The organism is Planomonospora sp. ID67723 (genome assembly GCF_015711605.1).
Taxonomy (GTDB): domain Bacteria; phylum Actinomycetota; class Actinomycetes; order Streptosporangiales; family Streptosporangiaceae; genus Planomonospora_A.
Window position 1 is genome coordinate 1,389,403 of sequence record NZ_JABTEZ010000002.1, and the last position, 20,740, is coordinate 1,410,142.

20 protein-coding genes are annotated in these 20,740 nt (G+C 72.1%); 11 read left to right on the forward strand and 9 right to left on the reverse strand.

All coding sequences use genetic code 11. The annotated features are described in order from the left end of the window. Window positions 1-183: 183 nt before the first annotated feature. The 3 genes from HS041_RS18835 to HS041_RS18845 all read left to right on the forward strand — a co-directional run bounded on the left by HS041_RS18835 (window position 184) and on the right by HS041_RS18845 (window position 2,840). Window positions 184-618: a protease inhibitor I42 family protein gene (locus tag HS041_RS18835; RefSeq protein ID WP_196441957.1), complete on the forward strand. Its 435-nt coding sequence runs from the start codon at window positions 184-186 to the stop codon at window positions 616-618. 75 nt (window positions 619-693) lie between these two features. Continuing rightward, window positions 694-1,476 (forward strand): polyphosphate kinase 2 family protein, encoded by a 783-nt coding sequence (locus HS041_RS18840; RefSeq protein WP_196441958.1) that lies wholly within the window; start codon window positions 694-696, stop codon window positions 1,474-1,476. Between the two features lie 161 nt (window positions 1,477-1,637). Continuing rightward, window positions 1,638-2,840, forward strand: a complete 1,203-nt coding sequence (locus tag HS041_RS18845; RefSeq protein WP_196441959.1) for a hypothetical protein — start codon at window positions 1,638-1,640, stop codon at window positions 2,838-2,840. 80 nt (window positions 2,841-2,920) lie between these two features. Here HS041_RS18845 and HS041_RS18850 read toward each other — a convergent pair whose 3' ends face one another. From HS041_RS18850 to HS041_RS18875, 6 genes are all read right to left on the reverse strand, one after another. Continuing rightward, window positions 2,921-3,508, reverse strand: a complete 588-nt coding sequence (locus tag HS041_RS18850; RefSeq protein WP_230879125.1) for a hemerythrin domain-containing protein — start codon at window positions 3,506-3,508, stop codon at window positions 2,921-2,923. Window positions 3,509-3,695: 187 nt separating this feature from the next. Continuing rightward, window positions 3,696-4,313: a hypothetical protein gene (locus HS041_RS18855; protein ID WP_196441960.1), complete on the reverse strand. Its 618-nt coding sequence runs from the start codon at window positions 4,311-4,313 to the stop codon at window positions 3,696-3,698. 53 nt (window positions 4,314-4,366) lie between these two features. Beyond that, the gene (locus HS041_RS18860; protein WP_307845363.1) at window positions 4,367-5,974 is read right to left on the reverse strand and encodes a substrate-binding domain-containing protein; all 1,608 of its coding nucleotides are present in this window, start codon (window positions 5,972-5,974) and stop codon (window positions 4,367-4,369) included. Continuing rightward, a complete protein-coding gene (locus HS041_RS18865; RefSeq protein WP_196441961.1) occupies window positions 5,971-7,155 on the reverse strand; it encodes a toxic anion resistance protein in 1,185 nt (394 codons plus the stop codon). The genes HS041_RS18860 and HS041_RS18865 overlap by 4 nt, the downstream gene beginning before the upstream one ends. A gap of 2 nt (window positions 7,156-7,157) precedes the next feature. Continuing rightward, entirely contained in the window at window positions 7,158-8,264 is a 1,107-nt protein-coding gene (locus HS041_RS18870; protein ID WP_196441962.1) for a hypothetical protein, read from the reverse strand. 191 nt (window positions 8,265-8,455) lie between these two features. Continuing rightward, window positions 8,456-10,291: an AMP-dependent synthetase/ligase gene (locus HS041_RS18875; protein ID WP_196441963.1), complete on the reverse strand. Its 1,836-nt coding sequence runs from the start codon at window positions 10,289-10,291 to the stop codon at window positions 8,456-8,458. A gap of 59 nt (window positions 10,292-10,350) precedes the next feature. Here HS041_RS18875 and HS041_RS18880 point away from each other — a divergent pair, with 59 nt between their 5' ends. From HS041_RS18880 to HS041_RS18890, 3 genes are all read left to right on the forward strand, one after another. Next, window positions 10,351-10,920, forward strand: a complete 570-nt coding sequence (locus HS041_RS18880) for a TetR/AcrR family transcriptional regulator (RefSeq protein ID WP_196441964.1) — start codon at window positions 10,351-10,353, stop codon at window positions 10,918-10,920. A gap of 290 nt (window positions 10,921-11,210) precedes the next feature. Further along, window positions 11,211-12,857, forward strand: a complete 1,647-nt coding sequence (locus HS041_RS18885; RefSeq protein WP_196441965.1) for an ABC-F family ATP-binding cassette domain-containing protein — start codon at window positions 11,211-11,213, stop codon at window positions 12,855-12,857. A 116-nt stretch (window positions 12,858-12,973) separates the two neighbouring features. After that, complete coding sequence (locus HS041_RS18890) at window positions 12,974-13,999, forward strand: hypothetical protein (RefSeq protein WP_196441966.1); 1,026 nt, start codon at window positions 12,974-12,976, stop codon at window positions 13,997-13,999. A gap of 80 nt (window positions 14,000-14,079) precedes the next feature. Here the strand turns inward: HS041_RS18890 and HS041_RS18895 are convergent, their stop codons facing one another. Beyond that, complete coding sequence (locus HS041_RS18895; protein ID WP_196441967.1) at window positions 14,080-14,367, reverse strand: TFIIB-type zinc ribbon-containing protein; 288 nt, start codon at window positions 14,365-14,367, stop codon at window positions 14,080-14,082. Window positions 14,368-14,414: 47 nt separating this feature from the next. Then, the gene (locus tag HS041_RS18900) at window positions 14,415-15,353 is read right to left on the reverse strand and encodes a phosphotransferase family protein (RefSeq protein WP_196441968.1); all 939 of its coding nucleotides are present in this window, start codon (window positions 15,351-15,353) and stop codon (window positions 14,415-14,417) included. A 235-nt stretch (window positions 15,354-15,588) separates the two neighbouring features. Between HS041_RS18900 and HS041_RS18905 the strand changes: the two genes are divergently transcribed. The 4 genes from HS041_RS18905 to HS041_RS18920 all read left to right on the forward strand — a co-directional run bounded on the left by HS041_RS18905 (window position 15,589) and on the right by HS041_RS18920 (window position 18,724). After that, on the forward strand, window positions 15,589-16,020 hold the full coding sequence (locus HS041_RS18905; protein ID WP_196441969.1) for a nuclear transport factor 2 family protein: 432 nt from the start codon (window positions 15,589-15,591) through the stop codon (window positions 16,018-16,020). 244 nt (window positions 16,021-16,264) lie between these two features. Beyond that, a complete protein-coding gene (locus HS041_RS18910; RefSeq protein ID WP_307845364.1) occupies window positions 16,265-17,047 on the forward strand; it encodes an HAD-IIA family hydrolase in 783 nt (260 codons plus the stop codon). Between the two features lie 44 nt (window positions 17,048-17,091). Then, window positions 17,092-17,724 (forward strand): hypothetical protein, encoded by a 633-nt coding sequence (locus HS041_RS18915; RefSeq protein WP_230879126.1) that lies wholly within the window; start codon window positions 17,092-17,094, stop codon window positions 17,722-17,724. A 100-nt stretch (window positions 17,725-17,824) separates the two neighbouring features. Next, the gene (locus tag HS041_RS18920) at window positions 17,825-18,724 is read left to right on the forward strand and encodes a TIGR03619 family F420-dependent LLM class oxidoreductase (RefSeq protein WP_196441971.1); all 900 of its coding nucleotides are present in this window, start codon (window positions 17,825-17,827) and stop codon (window positions 18,722-18,724) included. Between the two features lie 64 nt (window positions 18,725-18,788). Here HS041_RS18920 and HS041_RS18925 read toward each other — a convergent pair whose 3' ends face one another. Continuing rightward, the gene (locus HS041_RS18925; RefSeq protein ID WP_196441972.1) at window positions 18,789-19,232 is read right to left on the reverse strand and encodes an NUDIX hydrolase; all 444 of its coding nucleotides are present in this window, start codon (window positions 19,230-19,232) and stop codon (window positions 18,789-18,791) included. An 82-nt stretch (window positions 19,233-19,314) separates the two neighbouring features. Between HS041_RS18925 and HS041_RS18930 the strand changes: the two genes are divergently transcribed. Beyond that, entirely contained in the window at window positions 19,315-20,613 is a 1,299-nt protein-coding gene (locus tag HS041_RS18930; protein ID WP_196441973.1) for an MFS transporter, read from the forward strand. Window positions 20,614-20,740: the final 127 nt, after the last annotated feature.

The window sequence follows — 20,740 nt, forward strand, 5'->3', positions numbered from 1 at the left end:
ACCCATCCGCGGGCCGGGCGCGTTCTCCGCGGCAGCCCGACGACCACCCGGCACTGTACGACCGGGCCCGCGCGGTCTGCCGCGGCCGCCCGCGCTGACCGGGCCCGCCCCTCCCGCGGAGGCCCCGCCCAGAGGGAAGGGGCCTCCGCGGGGCCTGGGGGCTCGCTCGATAGCCTTGCCCGCGTGAGGTACCGAACGGGGGTCGCCGCCCTGGCGCTGGCGGGGCTGGTCACAGGCTGCGGCGCGGGATCGGCCGTGTACGACTACGGCGAGGTCGTCGGGGGAGGGGTCGGCCGGACGGCCGAGGTCGAGGTCGCACCCGGCCAGCGCTTCTCCCTCGCCGTGGACGAGAACGCCTCGATCGGCGACAGCTGGCGGATGGGGTCGCTGCCCGACCCGAAGGTGGCCTCGTTCATCAGCGCGGAGTACGAGAGCGAATCCGGGCCCGGCGTCACCGGTTCGGGCGGGGTGCGCTACTTCGTCTTCAACGCCAAGCAGGGCGGCACGGCGGTCGTCACGCTCTCCAACTGCTGGCGCTGCGGCGCCGACCGGGTGCCCGCCGACGAGCAGAGCAGGAGCCGGTCGGGGGACGCGACCTTCCGGATCACCGTGAAGTAGGGGTGCCGCCACACGCCACACCCGGAATGCCGGAATTACTCGGTTGGGCCGGGGAAATCGGGGACGCTGGTGCGCATGAACCGACTTGCTGAGATCGATCTGTCCGTCAAGCTGTCGAAGAAGGAGGCGGGCGAGCGGCTCGACGCGGCACTGAGACGCCTGCTCCGGCTGCGCCTGATGCTCGGCGGGCAGATCGGCGACAAGCGCATAGGCCCGCCGTTGTGCGTGGTGTTCGAGGGCTGGGACGCCTCCGGCAAGGGCGGCGCGATCAAGCGCCTGGTCCGCCCCCTCGACCCGCGGCACGTGCGGGTCGCCCAGTTCGCGGCCCCGACCTACGACGAGAAGCGTCACCACTTCCTGTGGCGGTTCTGGCCGGTGCTGCCCGGCTGGGGCGGGATGGCGGTGCTCGACCGTTCCTGGTACGGGCGGGTGCTGGTGGAGCGGGTGGAGGGCTTCGCCACCGAGGAGCAGTGGTCCCGCGCCTACGGGGAGATCGTCGAGTTCGAGCGGACCCTCGCCGCCGAGGGCATGATCATGGTCAAGTTCTGGATGCACGTCTCGGAGGAGGAGCAGCTACGCCGCTTCCAGGACCGGGCCGGCGACCCGCTGCGGGTCTGGAAGCTCACCGACGAGGACTGGCGCAACCGGGACAAACGCCCGCAGTACGAGGCCGCGGTGGAGGAGATGCTGGAGCGCACCGACCACCCGGACGCGCCCTGGCACGTGATCGCCGGAGACGACAAACGCCATGCCCGGGTCGCGGTGGCGGAGACGGTCTGCGCGGCGGTGGAGGCCGAGCTGTCGGCCCGCGGCTACGACCTGACCGACCCCGCCCCCGGCTCCGGCGACGAGGACTGAGAGCCGCCGGAGAGGGCGGCCGTGGATGAGATTTTTTTCTCCGCCATGACCAGCCGGGGGCGCCCGCCCGCGCGCGGGGACGGGCGCCCCCGGCGGTACGGCTTCCCCGGAGGGGGTAGGGCAGGCGATCCACACCCGACGAGCGGATGAGGAGAGCAGGCATGACCTTCAACCCGCTGCAGGAGCGGGGAATCCCGCTGGACCGGCAGCTGCGTAACTGGCGCGAGCTGAACGTCACCCCGATCGACCCCGACCACGCCGACCCCTACACCCGCTGCCGCATCATCGCGATGAACGGCATCGAGGTCGAGGCGGTCATGTTCAGCCATCAGTTCGCCCGGCACTGCCCGGACCCGGCGGTCCGCCAGCGGCTGGCCGAGGTCCGCTACATCGAGGCCCAGCAGCAGAAGGCGGTCAACTGGCTGCTGCCGGGGCTGGCCTCGGTGCTGGAGACCACGATCGCCTACGAGCAGGTCGCGGTCGACCTGACCTCCTGGGTCGCCCGGATGGAGCCCGACCCCTACCTCAAGCAGGCCTACCAGTTCGGCGTGCTGGAGGACTTCGACCACCTGTACCGCTACGCCAACCTGTTCGAGATGATCGAGCACCGCAAGGCGGAGAAGATCGTCGACGGGCTGACCGAGGTCACCCCGGGACGGCCGACCTACCTGCACCACCGCCACCCGATCGACAACCTGCGCGAGCCCTACGACAAGGCCGGGACCGACCCGATCTCCAAACTGCACGCGCTGACGATCATGGCGGCAGAGCAGCAGACCATGAACTTCTACATGAACGTCGGCCCCACCTACATGGAGCCGATCGCCCGGCAGCTGTACCAGGAGATCGGGCTCATCGAAGAGGAGCACGTCACGCACTACGAGTCGCTGGTCGACCCGGGCGAGACCTGGTGGGAGCAGCTCGTCGTCCACGAGTACAACGAGTGCTACCTGTACCACTCGTTCATGCAGACCGAGTCCGACGCGAAGATCAGGGCGATCTGGGAGCTGCATCTGAACATGGAGCTGGAGCACCTGCGCATCGCCGCCGAGCTGATGCGCCGTCACGACGGCCGCGATCCCGAGCAGGTGGTGGCCTCGCAGCTGCCGGCGCCGGTGACCTTCGAGCCGAACAAGGCCTACGTGCGCGAGCTGCTGGCCACGCAGATCGACTTCACCACCATCGGCACCGGGTACGTGCAGGACATGCACGAGCGGTTCGAGCGGATGCAGCAGACGATCCACGGCGGGGAGAAGGCGCCCAGCGAGGTCGTCATCGAGGAGAACCGCAGCAAGTCCGGGCGGGAGTACCGCCTGGAGACCGAGGGGCCGCACCCCGTCCCCAGCCTGCGCGCCGAGCGCTGACCGGCGGCCTTCGGACCGGCGAACGGTACGGCCCGCGTCCCCGCCGGGGGACGCGGGCCGTCCGGCGCGGCCGGGAGTGCTCAGCCGTTCTTGCCCATGGCGTTGCGGATCACGTCGCGCACCCGGTCCATCATCGCCATCGGCGTTCCGACCAGCAGGTTCTTGGTCGCCGACTCCACGCCCGGGTGCGGGTGGGTCGGGGCCATCGCCTCGGCCGCCTTCACCCCGGCGGCCATGGCGCGCCGCTCGGCCTCGGAGGTGTGCGCGCGCAGCTGGGTGAACTCATACCGCTCCTCGCTGCGGGCGTGGGCGGTCACGGCGGCCCGCAGCAGCGCCAGGTTCGTCAGGAACTGGGCGTCCTGCGGCCCGGCCTCGTCCATCTTCATCAGCAGTTGCTTGGCCTCGTGCTCCTCGGCCAGCCGGTCGTCGACCACCGCGTCCCCGCCCTCCAGCTTGCGGCGGGCGTAGGGGTGGACGATCTCCTCCTCGGCCGTCTCGTGGACGGCCAGCAACCGCACCAGCCTCTGGAACGCCTCGGGCCGATCGGCCGAGGAGGCCCTCTCGACCTCGTCGAACATGTCCCTGATCAGGGCGTGCTGCGCCAGCAGCAGATCGACGACGTCGTTCTCCTCCATGAGCTCCGGCATCGGCCGGTGCTGGGTGGTCATGTCCGTCTCCCTTCGTGTCCTTCGCGCACGCCTGGCCTACCCCCGCCGCGGCGCTGAAACCCGCTCCGGCGCGGCGCCGGGACCGCGCCCCTGCTCGGTGCGGATTTGTCCGGCGCGGGGAGAGCTCCGGCCCGCCGGGGACGACCGGCCGGTCCGCGCGGTCACGGGTCGAGGGTCTGTCGGCGGGTCACAGGTCCAGGGGCGAGCGGCCGAAGCGCTCCCGCAGGAACCGCCCCTGGTCACGAAGGGCCTGCTCGTCACCCTGGTGGACGGCCTGGGCCACCTCCCGCAGGGCGGCCTCCAGCAGGTCGAGCTGGGCCAGGAGCTCCTCGTGGGCGCTGCGCTCACGGTCGCCGCGGCGGGTGAGTGCGTAGGCGCGCGGAAGGTTGGCGTAGGCCTCCAGACCGGCCGGGAGGTAGTCGCGGATCGTCTGGGAGACGACGTGCAGGTGGTCGGGGGAGGCGGCCAGCACCTCCGCCCGGTCCAGCACGCCCCCGATCACCTCGGCCAGGGCGGTCACCCGTGTCACCACGTCACCGGGGAAACGGCGGGAGTCCCGCACGCCGCACAGCAGCGTGTCGAGATCCGCCCGGAGCGGGCCCGTCTCCACCCCGGCGTGGGGGATAGTCAGCCGGATCCGGTCCGGCGGGGTCAGCAGCACGCCCACGCCGTACAGCCCGGCCACGACCACCGGCCAGAACGCGCCCGCCAGGCCGAGGAAGTGGGCCAGGAGACCGGCCAGGGCGAGCGCGCAGCCGACGATGTTCCTCGTCGAGCCGAGGTACCCGAGCACCCGGTCAACCACGCGCGCCTCCTTCCCGGTCCCGGCCCGGGGCCGCCGGGCGCGTGCCCGGCCCGTCACTGGTAGCCACGGATCTCCTTGAAGGCCGCGGCCAGTGAGCTGTCGCGGGCGTCGAAGACGGCGCCTCCGGTCAGCGCGGCGACCTTGTTCATCTCCGCCGCGTCGCTCTCCCCGAACAGCACGACGAAGGTCCGCGCCCGGCGGGATTCGGGCAGCATCCGGTACAGGGACTCGAAGTCCTCCAGCGACGCGCCGTCGGTGTTGTCGCCGTCGGTCATGAGCACGATAGAGGTGTAGTGGTCCGGGTCGCCCTGCAGGCTCTGGACGTAGGCCGCCCGCAGTCCGTCGTAGATCGCGGTTCCGCCGTCGGCGCCGAGGCCCCCGGCGTATCCCCTGATCTCCTCCAGCGCCGGTCCGGGGTCACCCGCAGGCAGCGTGAAGGTGCGCGGGGTGCCGACACGGTCGCTGAACGGGATCATGGTCACGGTCTCGCGGCTGCGGAACCGGGAGAACGTGCCGGAGGCCGAGCGGTCGGCTCCGGTCAGCATGACCAGGGTCTGGCGCAGCGCCTCGATCCGCTCGCCGCTCATCGAGCCGGAGGTGTCCAGCACGAACAGGGCGTGCGCGGGGGTGCGCGCCTCGTCGAGATAGGCGGTGATGAGCCGGTCGGCGGCGGCTCTGCGGTTGGGGAAGGGCAGCTCCAGCAGCGGCGCCGAGCCGAACTCCGGTCCCGGCCGGACCTCGGGGACGGCGGGCCGCCGGTGGGTGGAGGCCATGATCTCCCGCTGCACGTCCGGCGTGCGCAGCCAGGCGGCCAGTTTGCCGTACAGCTCCCGCTTGTGCGGCGGGGCGGAGGCCAGCAGGGTCAGCGGGTAGTCGGCGGTGACCACGCCGTCGCTCGGGTAGACGAGCGTCAGGTCCTTCATGCCCAGCAGCACGGACTCGTAGTTCACGATGCCGTCCACTCCGCCCTGCCGGGCATAGGCGTCGGCCAGCCAGCCCGATGAGCCCGCGGTCAGCCTCTGGGCGGAGAAGAACTCCTTCAGCTTCGGCGTGACCGCCGACACCTGCCCGGCGTCCAGGGCCTCTCCGGCGTCCGACAGCGCGGCGGCCACGCCGACCAGCGCGGAGAAGCCCGAGTTGGAGGAGGCCGGGTTCGCCATGCCGAAGGTGAACCGCCCCTGCCGGGCGGCGCCGGCGATCTGCTCCCAGGTCGCCTTCCCGTCCTGCCAGCCGAGCTCCCGGGCCTTGGCGGTCCTGAGGCCGAGCAGCACGGGTGAGACCATGATCTTGGTCTGGGTGGACAGCCTGGCGGATGCTCCGTCGATCAGCGACAGGTAGCGGTTGGAGGAGAACCAGAGGGCGTCGTATCTGCCGTCGGCGCCGCCGCCGGCCACCTGCTCGGCCCCGTCCAGGGTGCCGGTGTAGGAGATCTTCACCTTGACCCCGGAGCGCGCCAGCATCGGTTCGAGGTCCTTGACCTCGCTGCCGGCGAGGACCCGCAGCACCTCCGGGTCGTCGCCGGCGCTCTGCCCGGACGCGCACGAGGACAGACCGAGTGCCAGCGTCAGCGCCAGCACGGGCCGCAGGACCCGCCGCAGCACCGGCCTCAGCGGCCGGGCGGCCATCTGCCCGGGGACGGGCCCCGGCGGACGGGCGGTCACCGGCCCGCCTCCGCCCGGTCCAGGTAGGTCCTGGCGTGCTCCAGCTCGCCGCTGAGGCTCTGGACGGTGACGGCCATGCTCTCCACGGCCTGGGCACGGAAGGAGTCGATCATGTCCATGGTGGCGTAGACGTTGTCGAAGGCCCTGCGCAGGGCGTCCATGTCCACCGTGGTCGAGGCCGCCTGGTTCTGGACGGCCCCTGCCTGGGTGCGCAGCATCTCGCTGGTGGCCAGGATCAGGTCGCTCGTTGTGGCGTTGAGCGCGCCGATCTGGTCCAGCACCAGTTTCTGGCCGGCCAGCGCCTGCGCCACCGTGACCGCGGTGCGCAGCGCGGCGACCGTCGTGGTGGTCGCCCGGTCCACGCCCTTGCTGAGCTCCAGGTTGTTCCTGCGGACCAGGTCCAGGGCGAGGTAGCTCTGGGCGGAGACGGCCAGCTGGGTGAGGATGTCCTGGTGCTTCTGCCGTACGGTGAACAGGGCGTCGGAGCGCAGCGCGGCCGCCTTCTCCGGGTCGGTCGCCTCCAGCCGGAGCAGGTGCTCCTCCAGCGCGGCGTCGAGCGCGGCGGCCATCACCGCGTACTCCTGCAGGCGGGTCATCGCCTCCCACAGGTTCGCCTTCTCGCCCTCGATGGCGGCGTTGTCCTTCAGCAGCTCGTCCTGGCCGGACTTCAGCGCCCTGACGATGTCGTCGAGGTGTTTCTGCGCCGAGGCGTACTTCGCGAAGTAGTCGCGGAGCCGGTCGCCGAAGGGGATCAGCCCGAGCAGCTTGCGCGGCCCGTCGCCGGCCTGCTTCGGGTCGAGGTCCACCACCGTGCGGCGCAGCGCCACCAGCTGCCCGGCCACCCGGCCCTGGGCGTCGGCCGCCTCGCCTCTGGCCGAGGCCAGAGCCGCCACCGGGCGTTGGAGCATGCGGTTGGCCACGTGGGAGGCGGCGCGGATCTCCGAGTCGCCCATAGAGGAGACGTCGTGCACCTTCCGGGTGAAGTCCGGCAGCCGAGGGTCCATCCCGGCCAGTTCCGCGGCGAAGTCCCGCGCCTTGGCGGCGAGCTCGTCCGCGCGGCCGTCGGGCAGCGGGAGCATGGTCGCGGCCCGCTCGGCGGGTACGGCCGTCACCGGAGCGGGCGGGGTGAGCGTCAGACCGGTCGCGTCCCCGGCCGTGCCGTGCGCTGTGTCCTGTGACATGGTCAGGATCCTCCTTCGGCCTGCGGTACGGCGCCGCCGGCGTAGAGCCGTTCGATGGTGCCGATCAGCTGTTCCAGGCGGTCGTAGGTGGGCGGTTCGACCACGTCGACCAGGTCGCGGGCGACCGGGGCGCCGTGCCTGGAGACCAGATCGGTGAAGGCCGACGGGTCCGCGGTGCGGAAGCCGTGCCGGGCGGCCAGGGCGCGCAGCTCGGGGTCCTCGGTCAGCAGCCGCCCGACCTCGTTCGCCTGCTCGGTGAACGGCACCAGCGTGTGCTTGCTGAGCACCGTCGGCGCGGGGTAGAGCAGTCGCATCTCGGGGGTGATGGAGCCGTCGCGGGAGAACAGCCGCGACAGGTACTGGGCCTCGTAGGCGACCACCATCGGCGTCTTGCCGGACCCCATCACGAGGTAGTCCTCGAAGGGGGCCTCGGTCGAGGACTGGGAGTAACCCTGGTCGAGGAAGACCGGCGCGAGCTTCCCGGCCGCCCGCGGCACCTGCGCGGCGGTGGTGACCACGTCCTCGCCGTTGGCCACGTAGCTGGTCATCGCCAGGTACATGGCCGCGGAGTTGGAGGTCCTGATGTCGGTGGTGGTCAGCAGCACCCGCTTGCGCGCGGGGTAGGCGGTGTTGCCGGGCAGCTCGTCCCACCTGGTTCCCTCGGCGACCAGGTCCAGGTACTTGGCGATGTCCAGCACCTGGTAGCCGCGTCCGGAGTCGCGCACCAGCCCGGCTCCGGCCAGCACGTCGGCGATCGGCTTGAAGGTGGCCACCGCCATGGGGGAGTGGAAGGGAGAGAAGACCCGGGCGACCCCCCGATCCTTTTTGATCTTCTCCGCGGCGGGGAGGCTGGAGGGGAAGGCGAAGGCGTAGCCGTCGAGATCCACCTCGGTGGCGATCTGGCGGGACCCTGCGGTGTCCACCTCGACGCGCAGGCCGTGCTTCTCGAAGGCCGCGCGCACCCGGGAGTCGTCGAAGAACGGCTTCTTCTCCGAACCGATCACACCCCGCACGACCGTGGGCCCGCCGGCTCCGTTGCCGAGCACGACCGCCACCACGACAGCGGCACCGAGCAGCAGCGCCAGGGCGATGCCGATCGAGCGTCTCATCACACCCCTTTTCCTGAAATAGCCCCTTTAATGGGGATTATCTGAGGTCGGGAAAAGGGGTGGGCGTTTCATGTGAGGATATGTCGGAGAATTCAGAGGGTGTTCATTTTCTCGTCATATCCGGTGATCTGGCGGCGGTTTTGTGAATGTTTCTGGTGGTTTCGGATGGTTTGGAGTCCGTTTCGGCTCGCTCAGACCTGCCGGATCGAGTCCTTGTAGAGAGAGTCGAGAACGTCCCGGTAGCGCTCCTCCACCTCCCGGCGGCGGATCTTCATGCTCGGGGTCAGCTCGCCGGTCTCCACGGTGAAATCGGCCGGCAGGATCGCGAAATCCTTGACGGTCTCGTAGCTGGCCAGGTCGGCGTTGACGCTCTCGATCGCCCGCCGTACCTCCTCGCGCATCCGGGGGTGCCCGCGCAGTTCGGCCGGGTCCTCCGGCAGCCCCTCGGCCTTCGCCCACGGCGCGACCACATCCGGGTCGAGCGTCACCAGTGCCGTGCAGTAGTTGCGCCGGTCACCGTGGACGACGACATGGGACAGGAACGGGCAGGCGGCCTTGATCCGGCCCTCCAGGTGCTGGGGCGCGACGTACTTGCCGCCGGAGGTCTTGATCAGTTCCTTCTTCCGGTCGGTGATGCGCAGCCGGCCGGCCTCGTCGAGCTCGCCGATGTCACCGGTGTGCAGCCAGCCGTCCTGGAGCGCCTCGGCGCTCTCCTCGGGCAGGCCGTGGTAGCCGCGCATGATCCCGTGCCCGCCGATCAGGATCTCCCCGTCCTCGGCGATCTTCACGGTGACGCCGGGCAGCGGCAGGCCGACCGTGCCGAACCTCACGTTCCCCGGCCGGTTGACGAAGCTGCCCGCCGACGACTCGGTCAGGCCGTACCCCTCCAGGATCGTCAGCCCGGCGGCGTCGAAGAACTCGGCCATCTCCAGCGAGAGGGGGGCCGAGCCGGAGATGAAGTAGCGGATGCGCCCGCCGAACCTGGCGCGCAGCTTGGCGAAGACCAGCCGGTCGGCGAGGGCGTGGCGGGCCCGCAGCCCGGGGGAGAGGGCCCGGCCCTCCTGGCGGGCGCGGACCGTCTCCAGGCCGACGGCCCGTGCCCAGCGGAACAGTCTCAGCTTGATGCCGCCCTCGCGCTGCACGGTCGCGGTCACGGTGTTGTGGATCTTCTCGAAGATTCGGGGCGCGGCGGCCATCACGGTGGGCCGGACCGCCCCGAGGTTGGCCGCGATGCGGTCCAGGCGGCCGTCGATCACGGTCGGCGTGCCCACGGCGATCATCACGGACTCCAGCAGCTTGCCGAACGAGTGCGACATCGGCAGCCAGAGGAAGTGCAGGTCGCCGGGGGTCATCAGGTCGATCTGGGCGGCCGCGCGGGCGGTGTGCAGCCAGTTGCGGTGGGTCAGCTCCACCCCCTTGGGGCGGCCGGTCGTCCCCGAGGTGTAGATCAGCGTGGCCAGGTCGTCCTCCGTGACGGCGTCCACCATCCGGTCGTAGTCGGCCGTGTCGGCGGTGCCGTCCCCCGTGCCGTCCCCCGTGCCGTCCCCCGCGCCGGAGCGCGCCACCTGGTCGAGGGTGAGCACCCAGCCCTCCTCGTCGGCCTCGCCGTCGATGACGACCACGTGCTTGACGGCGGGGATCTCGCTCCTGACGGAACGGAGCTTGGCCACCTGGTCGTCGTTCTCCGCGATGACCAGCACGCTGCCGGAGTCGGAGAGGATGAACGCGCACTCCGCGGCGGTGTTGGAGGGGTAGATCGTGGTGGTGGCCGCCCCGGTGGACAGGACCGCCAGGTCCGCGATGATCCACTCCACCCGGGTCCCGCAGAGCACCGCCGCGCGGGTGCCGGGTTCGAGGCCGAGCGCGCGCAGGCCCAGGGCCAGGGCACGGACCCGCTCACCCGCCTCGGACCAGGTGAGCGAGGCCCAGCCGTCGCCCGAGGGGTGACGGAAGGCCTCCGTGTACGGTGTCGCTCGGATCCGGCTCCGCAGCAGTGCGGGGAGGGAACCGGTGTATTCGACGCTCATGACGCACCTCGGTTGGAGTGGCACTCTAGAGCGTTACTCTAGCAATCGGGGGTGGATCGATGGCAAGGGGCGCCACGCGCGCGGCGATCCTGGAGGCGGCGCTGCGGATCGTGGCCGAGGGCGGGCTGGGGGCCATGACGGTCGGCCGGCTGGCCGAGGTCTCCGGAGCCTCGAACGGGAGCATTTACCACCACTTCGGCAGCCGGGGCGGGGTGGTCGCCGAGCTTTACCGGGAGAGTTTCGCGGAGCTGGTCGGGGCGATGGCCCTCGCCCTCGACGACCGGCCGGCCGAGGCGGTCGTACCCGAGCTGGCGGGGCGGTTCCTCGACTGGATCGTGGAGAACCCGACCCGCGGGGAGTTCGTCTACCGCGCCTCGGTCGCCGGGCTGCTCGCCGAGGACGGGGTCGCCGAGTTCAAGGCGCGGGTCATGGCGCCGCTGGCGGAGTGGTTCGAGGCGCGTACGGCCTGCGGGGAGCTGCGGCCGGTCCCGGCCTGGGCGCTGGACGCGGTGGTCATGGGCCCGGCCCACGAGTGCGCCCGGCGCTACCTGGCCGGGCCGGACTCCTTCGATCTGAAGCTGGCCCGTCCCGAGGTCGAGCACGCGGTCTGGGCGATCGTGCGGCCCTGACCCGGCGGACGGTCCGGAGGCCGGCCGGAGAACCCTTGACGCGACTTTAGTCGCATCAGTATTCTCAACAGTGTCGTATCGTCGTCCCGTAGGAGAGCCCGTTGGAGTTCTGAGGTTCCAGACACCGCGTCGTGAGAGCCGTTCCCCGGCCCGGCGCGCGCTGACCTCAGCCGGCTCCGCTCTCCGTCCCCCGTGACGGCCCTTCTCGTGTGGAACCGTCCCTGACGGCGTGCGCGCCTGCGGTGTCTCCCGTGTCCCGATAGGTCATGACACATCACTGGAGCCGCCTCATGTCTACCTCGTTCACCTCCATCATCTGCGACCGGCTCTCGTTCGCCTGGGCGGACGGCACGACCGTCCTGCAGGACCTCGACGCCGCCTTCCCCTCCGGCCGTACCGGCCTGATCGGGGTCAACGGCTCGGGCAAGTCCACCCTGCTCAGGCTGATCGCCGGCGAGCTCGCCCCGGGGTCCGGATCGGTCGCCGTCACCGGGCGGGTCGGCCACCTGCCGCAGAACCTCCCGCTCCGCGCCGGCCGTACCGTCTGCGAGCTGCTCGGCATCGCGGAGAAGCGGGCCGCGCTGCTCGCCGTCGAGCGCGGTGACGTCCCGGAACACGAGCTGGCGGAACGCTTCGCCGTCATCGGCGACGACTGGGACGTCGAGGAGCGCGCCCGCGCCGAGCTCGACCGGCTCGGCCTGGGCCACGTGGGCCTCGACCGGACGGTGGCGGCGCTCTCCGGTGGCGAGACCGTCATGGTCGGCCTGGCCGCGCAGTTCCTGCGTCGCCCGGACGTGCTGCTGCTGGACGAGCCGACCAACAACCTCGACCTCGACGCCCGCCGCAGGCTCTACGCGGCGCTGGAGTCGTGGACCGGGGTGCTGGTGGTGGTCAGCCACGACCGGGCCCTGCTGGAGCTGGTGGACACCGTCGCCGACCTGACCGGCGGCGCGATCCGGATGTACGGCGGGAACCTCTCCGCCTACGAGAGGATGCTCGCCGCCGAGCAGGAGGCCGCCGAGCGCATGGTCCGGGCCGCGGAGGCCGACGTGCGGCGGCAGAAACGCGAATGGGAGGAGGCTCAGGTGAAACTGGCCCGCCGGGAGCGCTACGGCAACAAGATGTACGCGCAGAAGCGCGAACCGAAGGTCATCATGCAGGAGCGCAAACGGCAGGCGCAGGTCGCGGCGGGCAAGCACCGGAACATGCACGCCGCCAAGCTCGCCGAGGCCCGCGACCGGCTCGGCGAGGCCGAGGAGGCCGTGCGCGACGAGGCGGTGATCCGGATCGAGCTGCCCGAGACCGCGGTGCCCCCGGGCAAGACGGTGCTGGCCGTGACCGGCCTGCGGACCGTGAGCGGGACGGCCGTGGCGGAGCTGGTCGTCCGGGGGCCCGAGCGGATCGCGCTGCTGGGGCCCAACGGCTCCGGCAAGACCACGCTCCTGCGCACCATCGCCGGGGAGCTCGAACCGGTGGAGGGCTCGGTGGAGGTGGGCGTGCCCGGGATGGGGTACCTCCCGCAGCGGCTGGACCTGCTGGACGACTCGCTCAGCGTGGTCGACAACGTCCGCAGGTTCGCGCCCTCCGCGCCGGTCAACGCGGTCCGGGCGAGGCTCGCCCGGTTCCTCTTCCGGGGGGAGCGGGCCGAGCGGCCCGCCGGGACGCTCTCGGGCGGGGAGCGGTTCCGCGCGGCGCTGGCGGCGCTGCTGTCGGCGGAGCCGCCGCCGCGGCTCCTGCTGCTGGACGAGCCGACCAACAACCTGGACCTGGCCAGCGTCCGCCGGCTCGCCGAGGCGCTGCGGGCCTACCGGGGCGCTCTCATCGTGGCCGGTCACGATCTGCCGTTCCTGGAGGCGGCGGGGATCACCCGGCGGCTGGTCCTCGACCGGGAGGGCGTGCTCACGGAGGACCTGGGAGATCCCGGGACCTCCGGCTGAGGAGGGGGGGCTGCCGGGCGGCGGCTTCCCCGTCCGGCGGTCGCCGGCAGGCCGCCGGGCGCCTGGAGGGCGGGAGAGTTTGACGGACCCTGATCAACCCCACAATAGTGGGGCAAATGAGTATCCCCCCGGCTGCTCGCCGTCTGCTCCCGTGTGCCGTGGTCACCATGCTGACCCTGACCGCCTGCTCCTCCCTCCTCCCCGAGTCCGAGCCCGTCCGAGGGCAGGCCACCGCGGGCGGGGTGGTGGGGGAGTTCGGCGGCCGGGGCGACGCCCAGGGCGGCCCGGGCGACTCCTCCGGCGCCGCCCCGTCGCCCACCGCCAGCGCCCCGCCCTCCCCGGCGGCGCTGACCCCCGAGGACTACCGGGCCGAGCTGGAGCAGGCGCGCGGTCCGGTCCGCGAGGCGCTGAAGAAGCTGGCGGGGAACGGCGGCAAGAGCCTCGACCGCCGGGTCAAGGGGATCGCCGACGCGGTGGACGACGCCGTGGCCCGGCTGGAGCCGCTGTCGCCGCCCGTCGAGCTGGCGGCCCAGCACGGCAACTACGTCGGCGCGCTGCGCTCCTTCGGCACCGCCTTCGACGGGGCCCTGCAGGACGTGGAGACGCAGCAGGCCTGCACGGGTCCCGCGGTGCTGACCGGGTTGGAGAAGTACGGCGAGCTGAGCCGGATGAAGGACGCCGCCGCGGGGCTGTCCGGTTACCCGGCCGACGTCGTGTCGGTGAAGGCGGCCGGGCAGCGGAACCGCCGGCTGCCCAACGGCAGGATCATCCGCTCGGAGAGCCGTACCGGCCGGGGCTCGCTGAAGGTCCACAACGGAGGCAAGCGCGACGCCGTCGTCGTGATGCTGCGCGGCGGGAAGCGGGTCGTCACCTTCTACGTGCGCGGGAAGGGCAAGGTGACGATCAGCGGCGTCCGCGACGGAAAGTACAAGGTCTTCTACACCACCGGGACCGACTGGGACGCCAAGGCCCGGGCGTTCACCCGGTCGTGCGAGTTCACCCAGTTCGGCAAGACGGTGCCCTTCAAGACCACCTACTCCGGTTCGTACATCCGCTGGAACAACTGGACGATCACCCTGCACTCCGTCAAGGGCGGCACCGTGCGCTCCAAGCCGCTCAAGCCGGGCGACTTCCCCGGGTGAGGCGCCGCGCGGGGGCGTGAGACGCGAAGACCGCGACCTCCCTGAGATCGCGGTCTCGTCGTCACCCCCCCTTGAGCGGATCAGGTGGAGAAGAGCATGCCCACCCAGCTGCGCTGACGGTGGTGGCCGTAGTGGCCGCCGTAGTGCGGAGCCGGGGCACCCCAGGCCGGCGGGGGAGCGCCGTGAGCCGGCGGCGGCGGGGGCGGCGGCGGGGCCGCGTGCTGCTGCGACCACTGGCTCTCCATGCGCGTCAGGGTCTCGAGCTCGCCGTAGTCCAGGAAGATCCCGCGACAGCCGTCGCACTGGTCGATATGGACACCATTGCGCTCATAAGTGCGCATGTTGCCGCGACACTTCGGGCACTGCATCTGGTTGTCTCCTTGCCTTGGCATCGTGGTCGCCGTACGACCACAACCTACTGCGTGGGCACACTATGGCAGGCACTTCGAAACTGGACAATCCTTTGGCAGGTGTCGATCAGAACCCCCTCGACCTCGTCCAACCCGCGCCCCGCCCGCTCCGCCGCCGCCACGGCCGCCGCGGCGAGCTGCACCGTCATCGCCTGCGCCGGGATCTCCAGCCGCTCCCACGGCTCGCCGTCCATCGGGACCGCGCACCCGCCCTCGGCGCGGTAGGCCGCCAGGAAGCGGTGCCAGACCGCCGGCTCCAGCAGCCCGGCCGCGAACCAGGCCGCCGGCCTGGACAGGTCCCAGGCCGGGTCGCCGACGCCCAGGTCGTCGGTGTCGAGGATGATCCACTCGCCGTGGAGGCGGACCATCTGCCCCATGTGCCAGTCACCGTGCGCCAGCAGGCCCGCCCCGTTCCGCGGGCCCGGCCCGGCGCCGGGGTCGCGCCCGGGGCCCGGCAGGAAGGGGGCGAGGGAGTCGAAGGCGCGCAGCACGACCCGCCCCGCCGCCGAACCGCCGTCCAGCCGGGAGACGGTCTTGCCCACCCGCGCGGGCCCGCCCGCCGCGGGCAGCGGGGGGAGCGCCCCGGCCGGTACGGCGTGCAGCCGGGCCAGCAGCCGGGCGCTCGCCTCCCAGGGGGCGGAGTCCGGGTCGTCGTGGTCCACCGGGACGCCGGTCGGCCAGACGGTCACCAGCCTGCCGCAGACCTCCGCGACCTCCTCGGTGACCGGTTCGAGCAGGATGCCGCGGAGCGCGGGGTGGCGCACGGCCCGCATCCGCAGCTCCAGCGGCTCCCGCTCCGCTCCGGGGGCGTGCGCCTTCACCACGACGGACCCGGCCCGCACGATGGTCACGTCCGGCCGGGTCGGCAGCACCTCGGGGGGCGCGTCGCCGTACCGCAGGCCGATCCGGCCCAGCTCGCCGATCAGGTCGTCGATCTCATCCACCCGCAAAGTGAACCACAGCGCCCGGCCCCACGAACGAATCTACAATGTAAAGTCGGGAGCTCGGAACCGTCGGCAGGCAGGCTCGGGGGCGGTCGGGCTGGAGGCGGCCGGGTTGGGGAGCAGTCGGGTTGGGAGGCAGGGCCCGCCGGCGGGCTCCGGGCACCGGCGGCGTGCGGGACACGGCGAGGGGGGCGGGATCCTCGCTTACGTACCAAGCGTTTGGTTGGATACGTGCATGAGGCAACAGGAGATCGCGGACCGGCTGGAGATCGGTGACCTGCTCGCCCGCTACGCCCACGCCATCGACACCGGTGCCTGGCAGCGCCTGGACCTGGTGTTCACCGCCGACGCGGTGATCGACTACACGGCGGCAGGGGGGATCAGGGGCACCCGGGACGAGGCGCGCCGGTGGCTGGCCGAGGTGCTGCCGCAGTGGCCCGGGCGGCAGCACCTGATCGGGGCGACGACCGTCCGCTTCGAGGGGGACGAGGCGGCGGTCACGGCCTCCTTCACCGACACCCTCGCCCCGTCCAGGGAGATGATCGCCGCCGACACCGCCGGGCTCATCAGGGGCGGCGGCTGGTACCACCACAGGCTGGTCCGCACGATGTACGGCTGGCGCAGCCGGGAGCTCGTCGAGGAACAGTCCTGGCGTACCATCCGGTGAGCCTCCCCGCCGGGTGGCGGGGGCGGGCGCCGTGGTGCGGACGTGCGGGTGCGGACGTGCGGACGCCGAGGGCGGGCTCCATGGTGCGAACGTCATGGTGCGAACGTCATGCGGTGAGCGCCGCGCGTATGCGGATGCCGGGCCCGTGGGGGGCTGGGCTTATTTCGGCATGCCTGGCGGCATATGGCCGTCCTGTACCTGTCATCCTTGTCTCCTGCACATTGGGATGAGATGCGGGGGAACGGTGAACGAGCGCAAGCCGATCGAGTGCTGGCTGTCGGACATGGACGGGGTCCTCGTCCACGAGGGGCATCCGGTGCCGGGCGCCGACGAGTTCATCCGCCGCCTGCGCGAGACGGGCAAGCGGTTCATGGTGCTCACCAACAACTCCATCTACACCCCGCGCGACCTCGCCGTACGGCTGCGCGCCGCGGGCCTGGAGATCCCGCCGGAGTCGATCTGGACCTCGGCCCTGGCCACGGCCAAGTTCCTCGACGACCAGCGCCCCGGCGGCTCGGCCTACGCGGTCGGCGAGGCCGGGCTGACCACCGCCCTGCACGAGGTCGGCTACGTCCTGACCGATCTCGACCCCGACTACGTGGTCCTCGGCGAGACCCGCACCTACAGCTTCACCCAGATAACGCGGGCGATCCGGCTGATCGAGGGCGGCGCCCGCTTCATCGCCACCAACCCCGACCCGGTCGGCCCCTCCAACGAGGGATCCCTGCCGGCCTGCGGGGCGGTCGCGGCACTGATCACCAAGGCGACGGGCGTGGAGCCGTACTTCGTGGGCAAGCCCAACCCCATGATGATGCGCAGCGCGCTGCGGGCCATCGACGGGCACAGCGAGAGCACCGCGATGATCGGCGACCGGATGGACACCGACATCGTCTCCGGCATGGAGGCGGGGCTGCACACGATCCTGGTGCTCACCGGCGTGGTGGCCAAGGAGCAGGTCGACCGCTTCCCGTTCCGCCCCTCCCAGGTGGTCGACTCGGTCGCGGACCTCATCGACATGGTTGATTGAGTTCCTGACGGCACCTGTCACCTATCGGTGCGATCCTGCCTCGTATGACGCGCGTCTATCTGGAGATCGGTCCCAAGAGGGTCTTCGCCTGCTCGGCCGAGTGGCCCGGCTGGTGCCGTATCGGGAAGTCGGAGGAGGCGGCGCTGGAGACGCTGACGCTCTACGCGCCACGCTACCGGGTGGTCGCCGAGCGGGCCGGGCTGGTGTTCGAGCCGGGTGACCCGGTGGTCGTGGAGCGGACCGGGGGCGGCGCGACCACCGACTTCGGGGCCATCGAGACCATTCCCGAACTCGACTCCGCCCCGGTGGGCGAGGACGAGTCGCGCCGGGCGACGGCCCTGCTGCGGGCGGCGTGGGAGCTGTTCGGCGAGACCGCCGCCGGCTCCCCGCAGGAACTGCGCAAGGGCCCGCGAGGCGGCGGCCGGGACCGCGACAAGATGGTCGACCACGTGATCGAGGCCGAGCGCTCCTACGCCCGCAAGATCGGTGTCCGGCACAAGCCGTTCCGGGACGCCGAGGGCCTGGCCGCCATGCGGGCGGAGATCGCCGAAGTGCTGTCCCGGCCGTCGGACGGCGGGCCGCTCGAACCGGGCGGGTGGCCGGCCCGCTACGCCGTCCGCCGTATGGCGTGGCACGTCATCGACCACACCTGGGAGATGCAGGACCGCCGCGTCTGAGCCGGGGCGTACGCGTGGCCCGGGGCATCCGGTCGCGCGTCCTCCCGCCGGGACGATCGCCCGCCCCGACCCGTCCCGGTCCGCCGCGTAGGGTGCCCGTATGAGGATCGGATTCGCGGTTCCGGTGTCGGGGTCGTGGGCGACGCCCGCCAACATGGTCCGGGTCGCCCGCCGGGCGGAGGAGCTCGGCTACCACCAGGTGTGGACCTTCCAGCGGCTGCTGTACCCGCAGGGGCATCCGATGGGCCCCGTCTACCGCAGCGTGCACGACCCGGTGGTGACGCTGGCCTACCTGGCCGGGGCGACCACCCGGGTCCGGCTGGGGGTGGCGGTCCTGAACATGCCGTTCTTCTCGCCCGCCCTGCTGGCCAAGCAGCTCGCCACGCTCCAGGCGGTCTCGGGCGGCCGGCTCGACGCCGGGCTCGGGCTGGGCTGGCTGCCGGAGGAGTTCGCCGCCTCGGGGGTGCCGTTCGAACGGCGGGGCAGGCGGGGGGAGGAGTTCCTCCACGTGCTGCGGAGACTCTGGACGGAGGAGACGGTGGAGCACGAGGGCGAGTTCTACCGGCTGCCCCCGGTGCACCAGGAGCCCCGGCCGGAGACGCCCCCGCCCATCCTGCTGGGCGGGGGCGCGGAGGCGGCGCTGCGGCGCGCGGGGCGGCTGGCGGACGGCTGGGTGAGTGCGAGCCGGGAGGACCTGGACCGCATCGGCGAGAAGATCTCCATCGTCGGCCGGGCGGCGCGCGAGGCCGGGCGGGACCCCGGGGCGCTGCGTTTCGTCACCCGGGGCGCGACCCGGGTACGGCCGGCCGGGGACGCCGGCCGGGCGCCGCTGACCGGCTCGTTCGAGGAGATCCGTGAGGACGTCGCGGGGCTGGAGGCTCAGGGGGTGACCGACGTCTTCCACGATCTGAACTTCGATCCGGAGATCGGCTCTCCCGGCGCCGATCCCGCGGAGTCGATGCGCCGGGCGGAGGCCGCGCTGGAGGCCCTCGCCCCCTGAACCGCGCCCCGACCCGGTCCTGAAGCGGGTTTCGGGCGGGTGACGGCCCGGCCTGCCGGGCGGGTCAGCCGATCAGCTCGGGCAGGCGGGTGACGGTGCCGGAGAGATAGTCGCCCAGCTCCGGCGGGATGAGGTTGATGGCGGTGATCTCGGCGGGGACGAGCGGGAGCCGTACCACCTCGTAGCGGCCCTTGGCGGGATCGCTGAACTCGGGGCCGGAGCGCAGGGCCAGATCCATGGAGACCAGGCGGCAGCCGTACACGTGCTGGATCTTGAGGCCGCCGTCGCGGACGCAGTTCAGGGTGGTGAGCGGGGTGACGCCGGAGACGGTGGCGCCCAGCTCCTCCATGAGCTCGCGATGGAGGGTGTGCTCCAGGGAGGCGTCCCCGGGCTCGACGTGGCCGCCGGGAACGGACCAGTAGAGCTCCCTGCCGGGGACGACGCGCCGGAACAGCACGAGCCGGTCGCCGTCGAGCAGGAGAGCGCGGACGCTGGGAACGAGCGGCATCTCAGAATTCTCCCATCCCCCTTGACGCGATCTTCGGTGGGCCCTAGACAACAGAACAAGATTCGGCAGATGGGGGGCTCCCGTGACGACCTCAACCGCCTCCGGCCGCCTCGGCGCGGTCACCGCCGGGGCCCCCGTCTTCCCGCTCGCCCTGCTGTTCGGGCTGAACTTCGTCGACGAGATCGACCGGCTGGCCTTCGCCACGCTCTCGCCGGAGATCCGCGACGCGTTCGAGCTCACCGACACCGAGATCGGCGCGATCGGGTCGATCGTGAGCGTGTTCATCCTGCTGGCCGCCGTGCCGCTGGGCTACGTCGCCGACCGGGTGAACCGGGTGTGGCTGGTGGCGGGGGCGGCGCTGCTGTGGGGCACGATGAGCGCGCTGACCGGGCTGGTGACCACGCTGGTGCTGCTGTTCACGGTACGGCTGCTGGCGGGGCTCGGCCGGGTGAGCAACGAGGTGGTGCACTCAAGCCTGCTCACCGACTACTACCCGCCCGAGGTCCATCCGAGGATCTTCCAGTTCCACCGGCTGGCCAACCCGCTCAGCCAGGTCTCCGCCGTCGTCGCGGGCGCCCTCGCCGCCGCCTACGGCTGGCGCTGGGCGTTCGTCGTGCTGGCGGTTCCGACGTTCCTGCTGCTCTGCCTGACCGTACGGCTCCGCGAGCCGGGACGCGCCCGTTCCCGTACGGCCGGGACCGGGGGCGAGGCCGGGAGCGGCCTGCCGTTCCGGGCCGCGGCCCGGCTGCTGTTCCGGATCAGGACGCTGCGGCGGCTCTGGCTCTCGGCGCTGCTGTCGGGCATGGGGCTGGTCGCGCTGCCGCAGATGCTCTCGCTGTTTCTCAGCGACGTCTTCCAGCTCGGCGCGACGGAGCGGGGCGCGGCGCTGACGATCGCCGGGGTCGGTCAGATGGCGGGCCTGTTCCTCGGCGGGCGATGGGCGAGCCGGGCCTCCTCGCGTGACGACTGGCACGGCGTCGCGACGGTCGCCGGGCGGTCGGGGCTGGGATTCGCCGCGGCGCTGCTGGTGCTGGGCTGGTCGCCGGTCCCGGTGGCGGCGTTCGCGGTGATGTTCCTGATGGGCGTGGCCGGCGGGAGCTTCCTGCCGGCCTACCTGTCGCTGGTGGGCCGGGTCTCCCCGGGGGAGGTGCGCTCGCAGGCCTACGCCTGGGCGGTGTTCTGCATCGGCCTGGGCACGCTGGCCTCGGTCGCCCTCTACGCGCTCGGCGACGCCGCCGGGTACCGGATCGCCATGACGGTCTTCGGACTGGCCGTCATGGCCGGGGCGGCGACGGCGTTCACCGCGCGCCGCTTCGCGCAGGCCGACGCCGGCGCCTCCGGGCCGGGCCGGGCGCCCGGGACGGCGAGTCCGTCCGCGTAGGCCAGGATCACCGGCCGCACGCGATCGCGGAGATCCCGCCCGGTGACGGTCCGGGAGATACGGGCCTTGACGGTGAGAGTGCTGGTCGGGGGGTCCGGCGGTGAGCCCGTGGGCGGTCTCCGCCGGT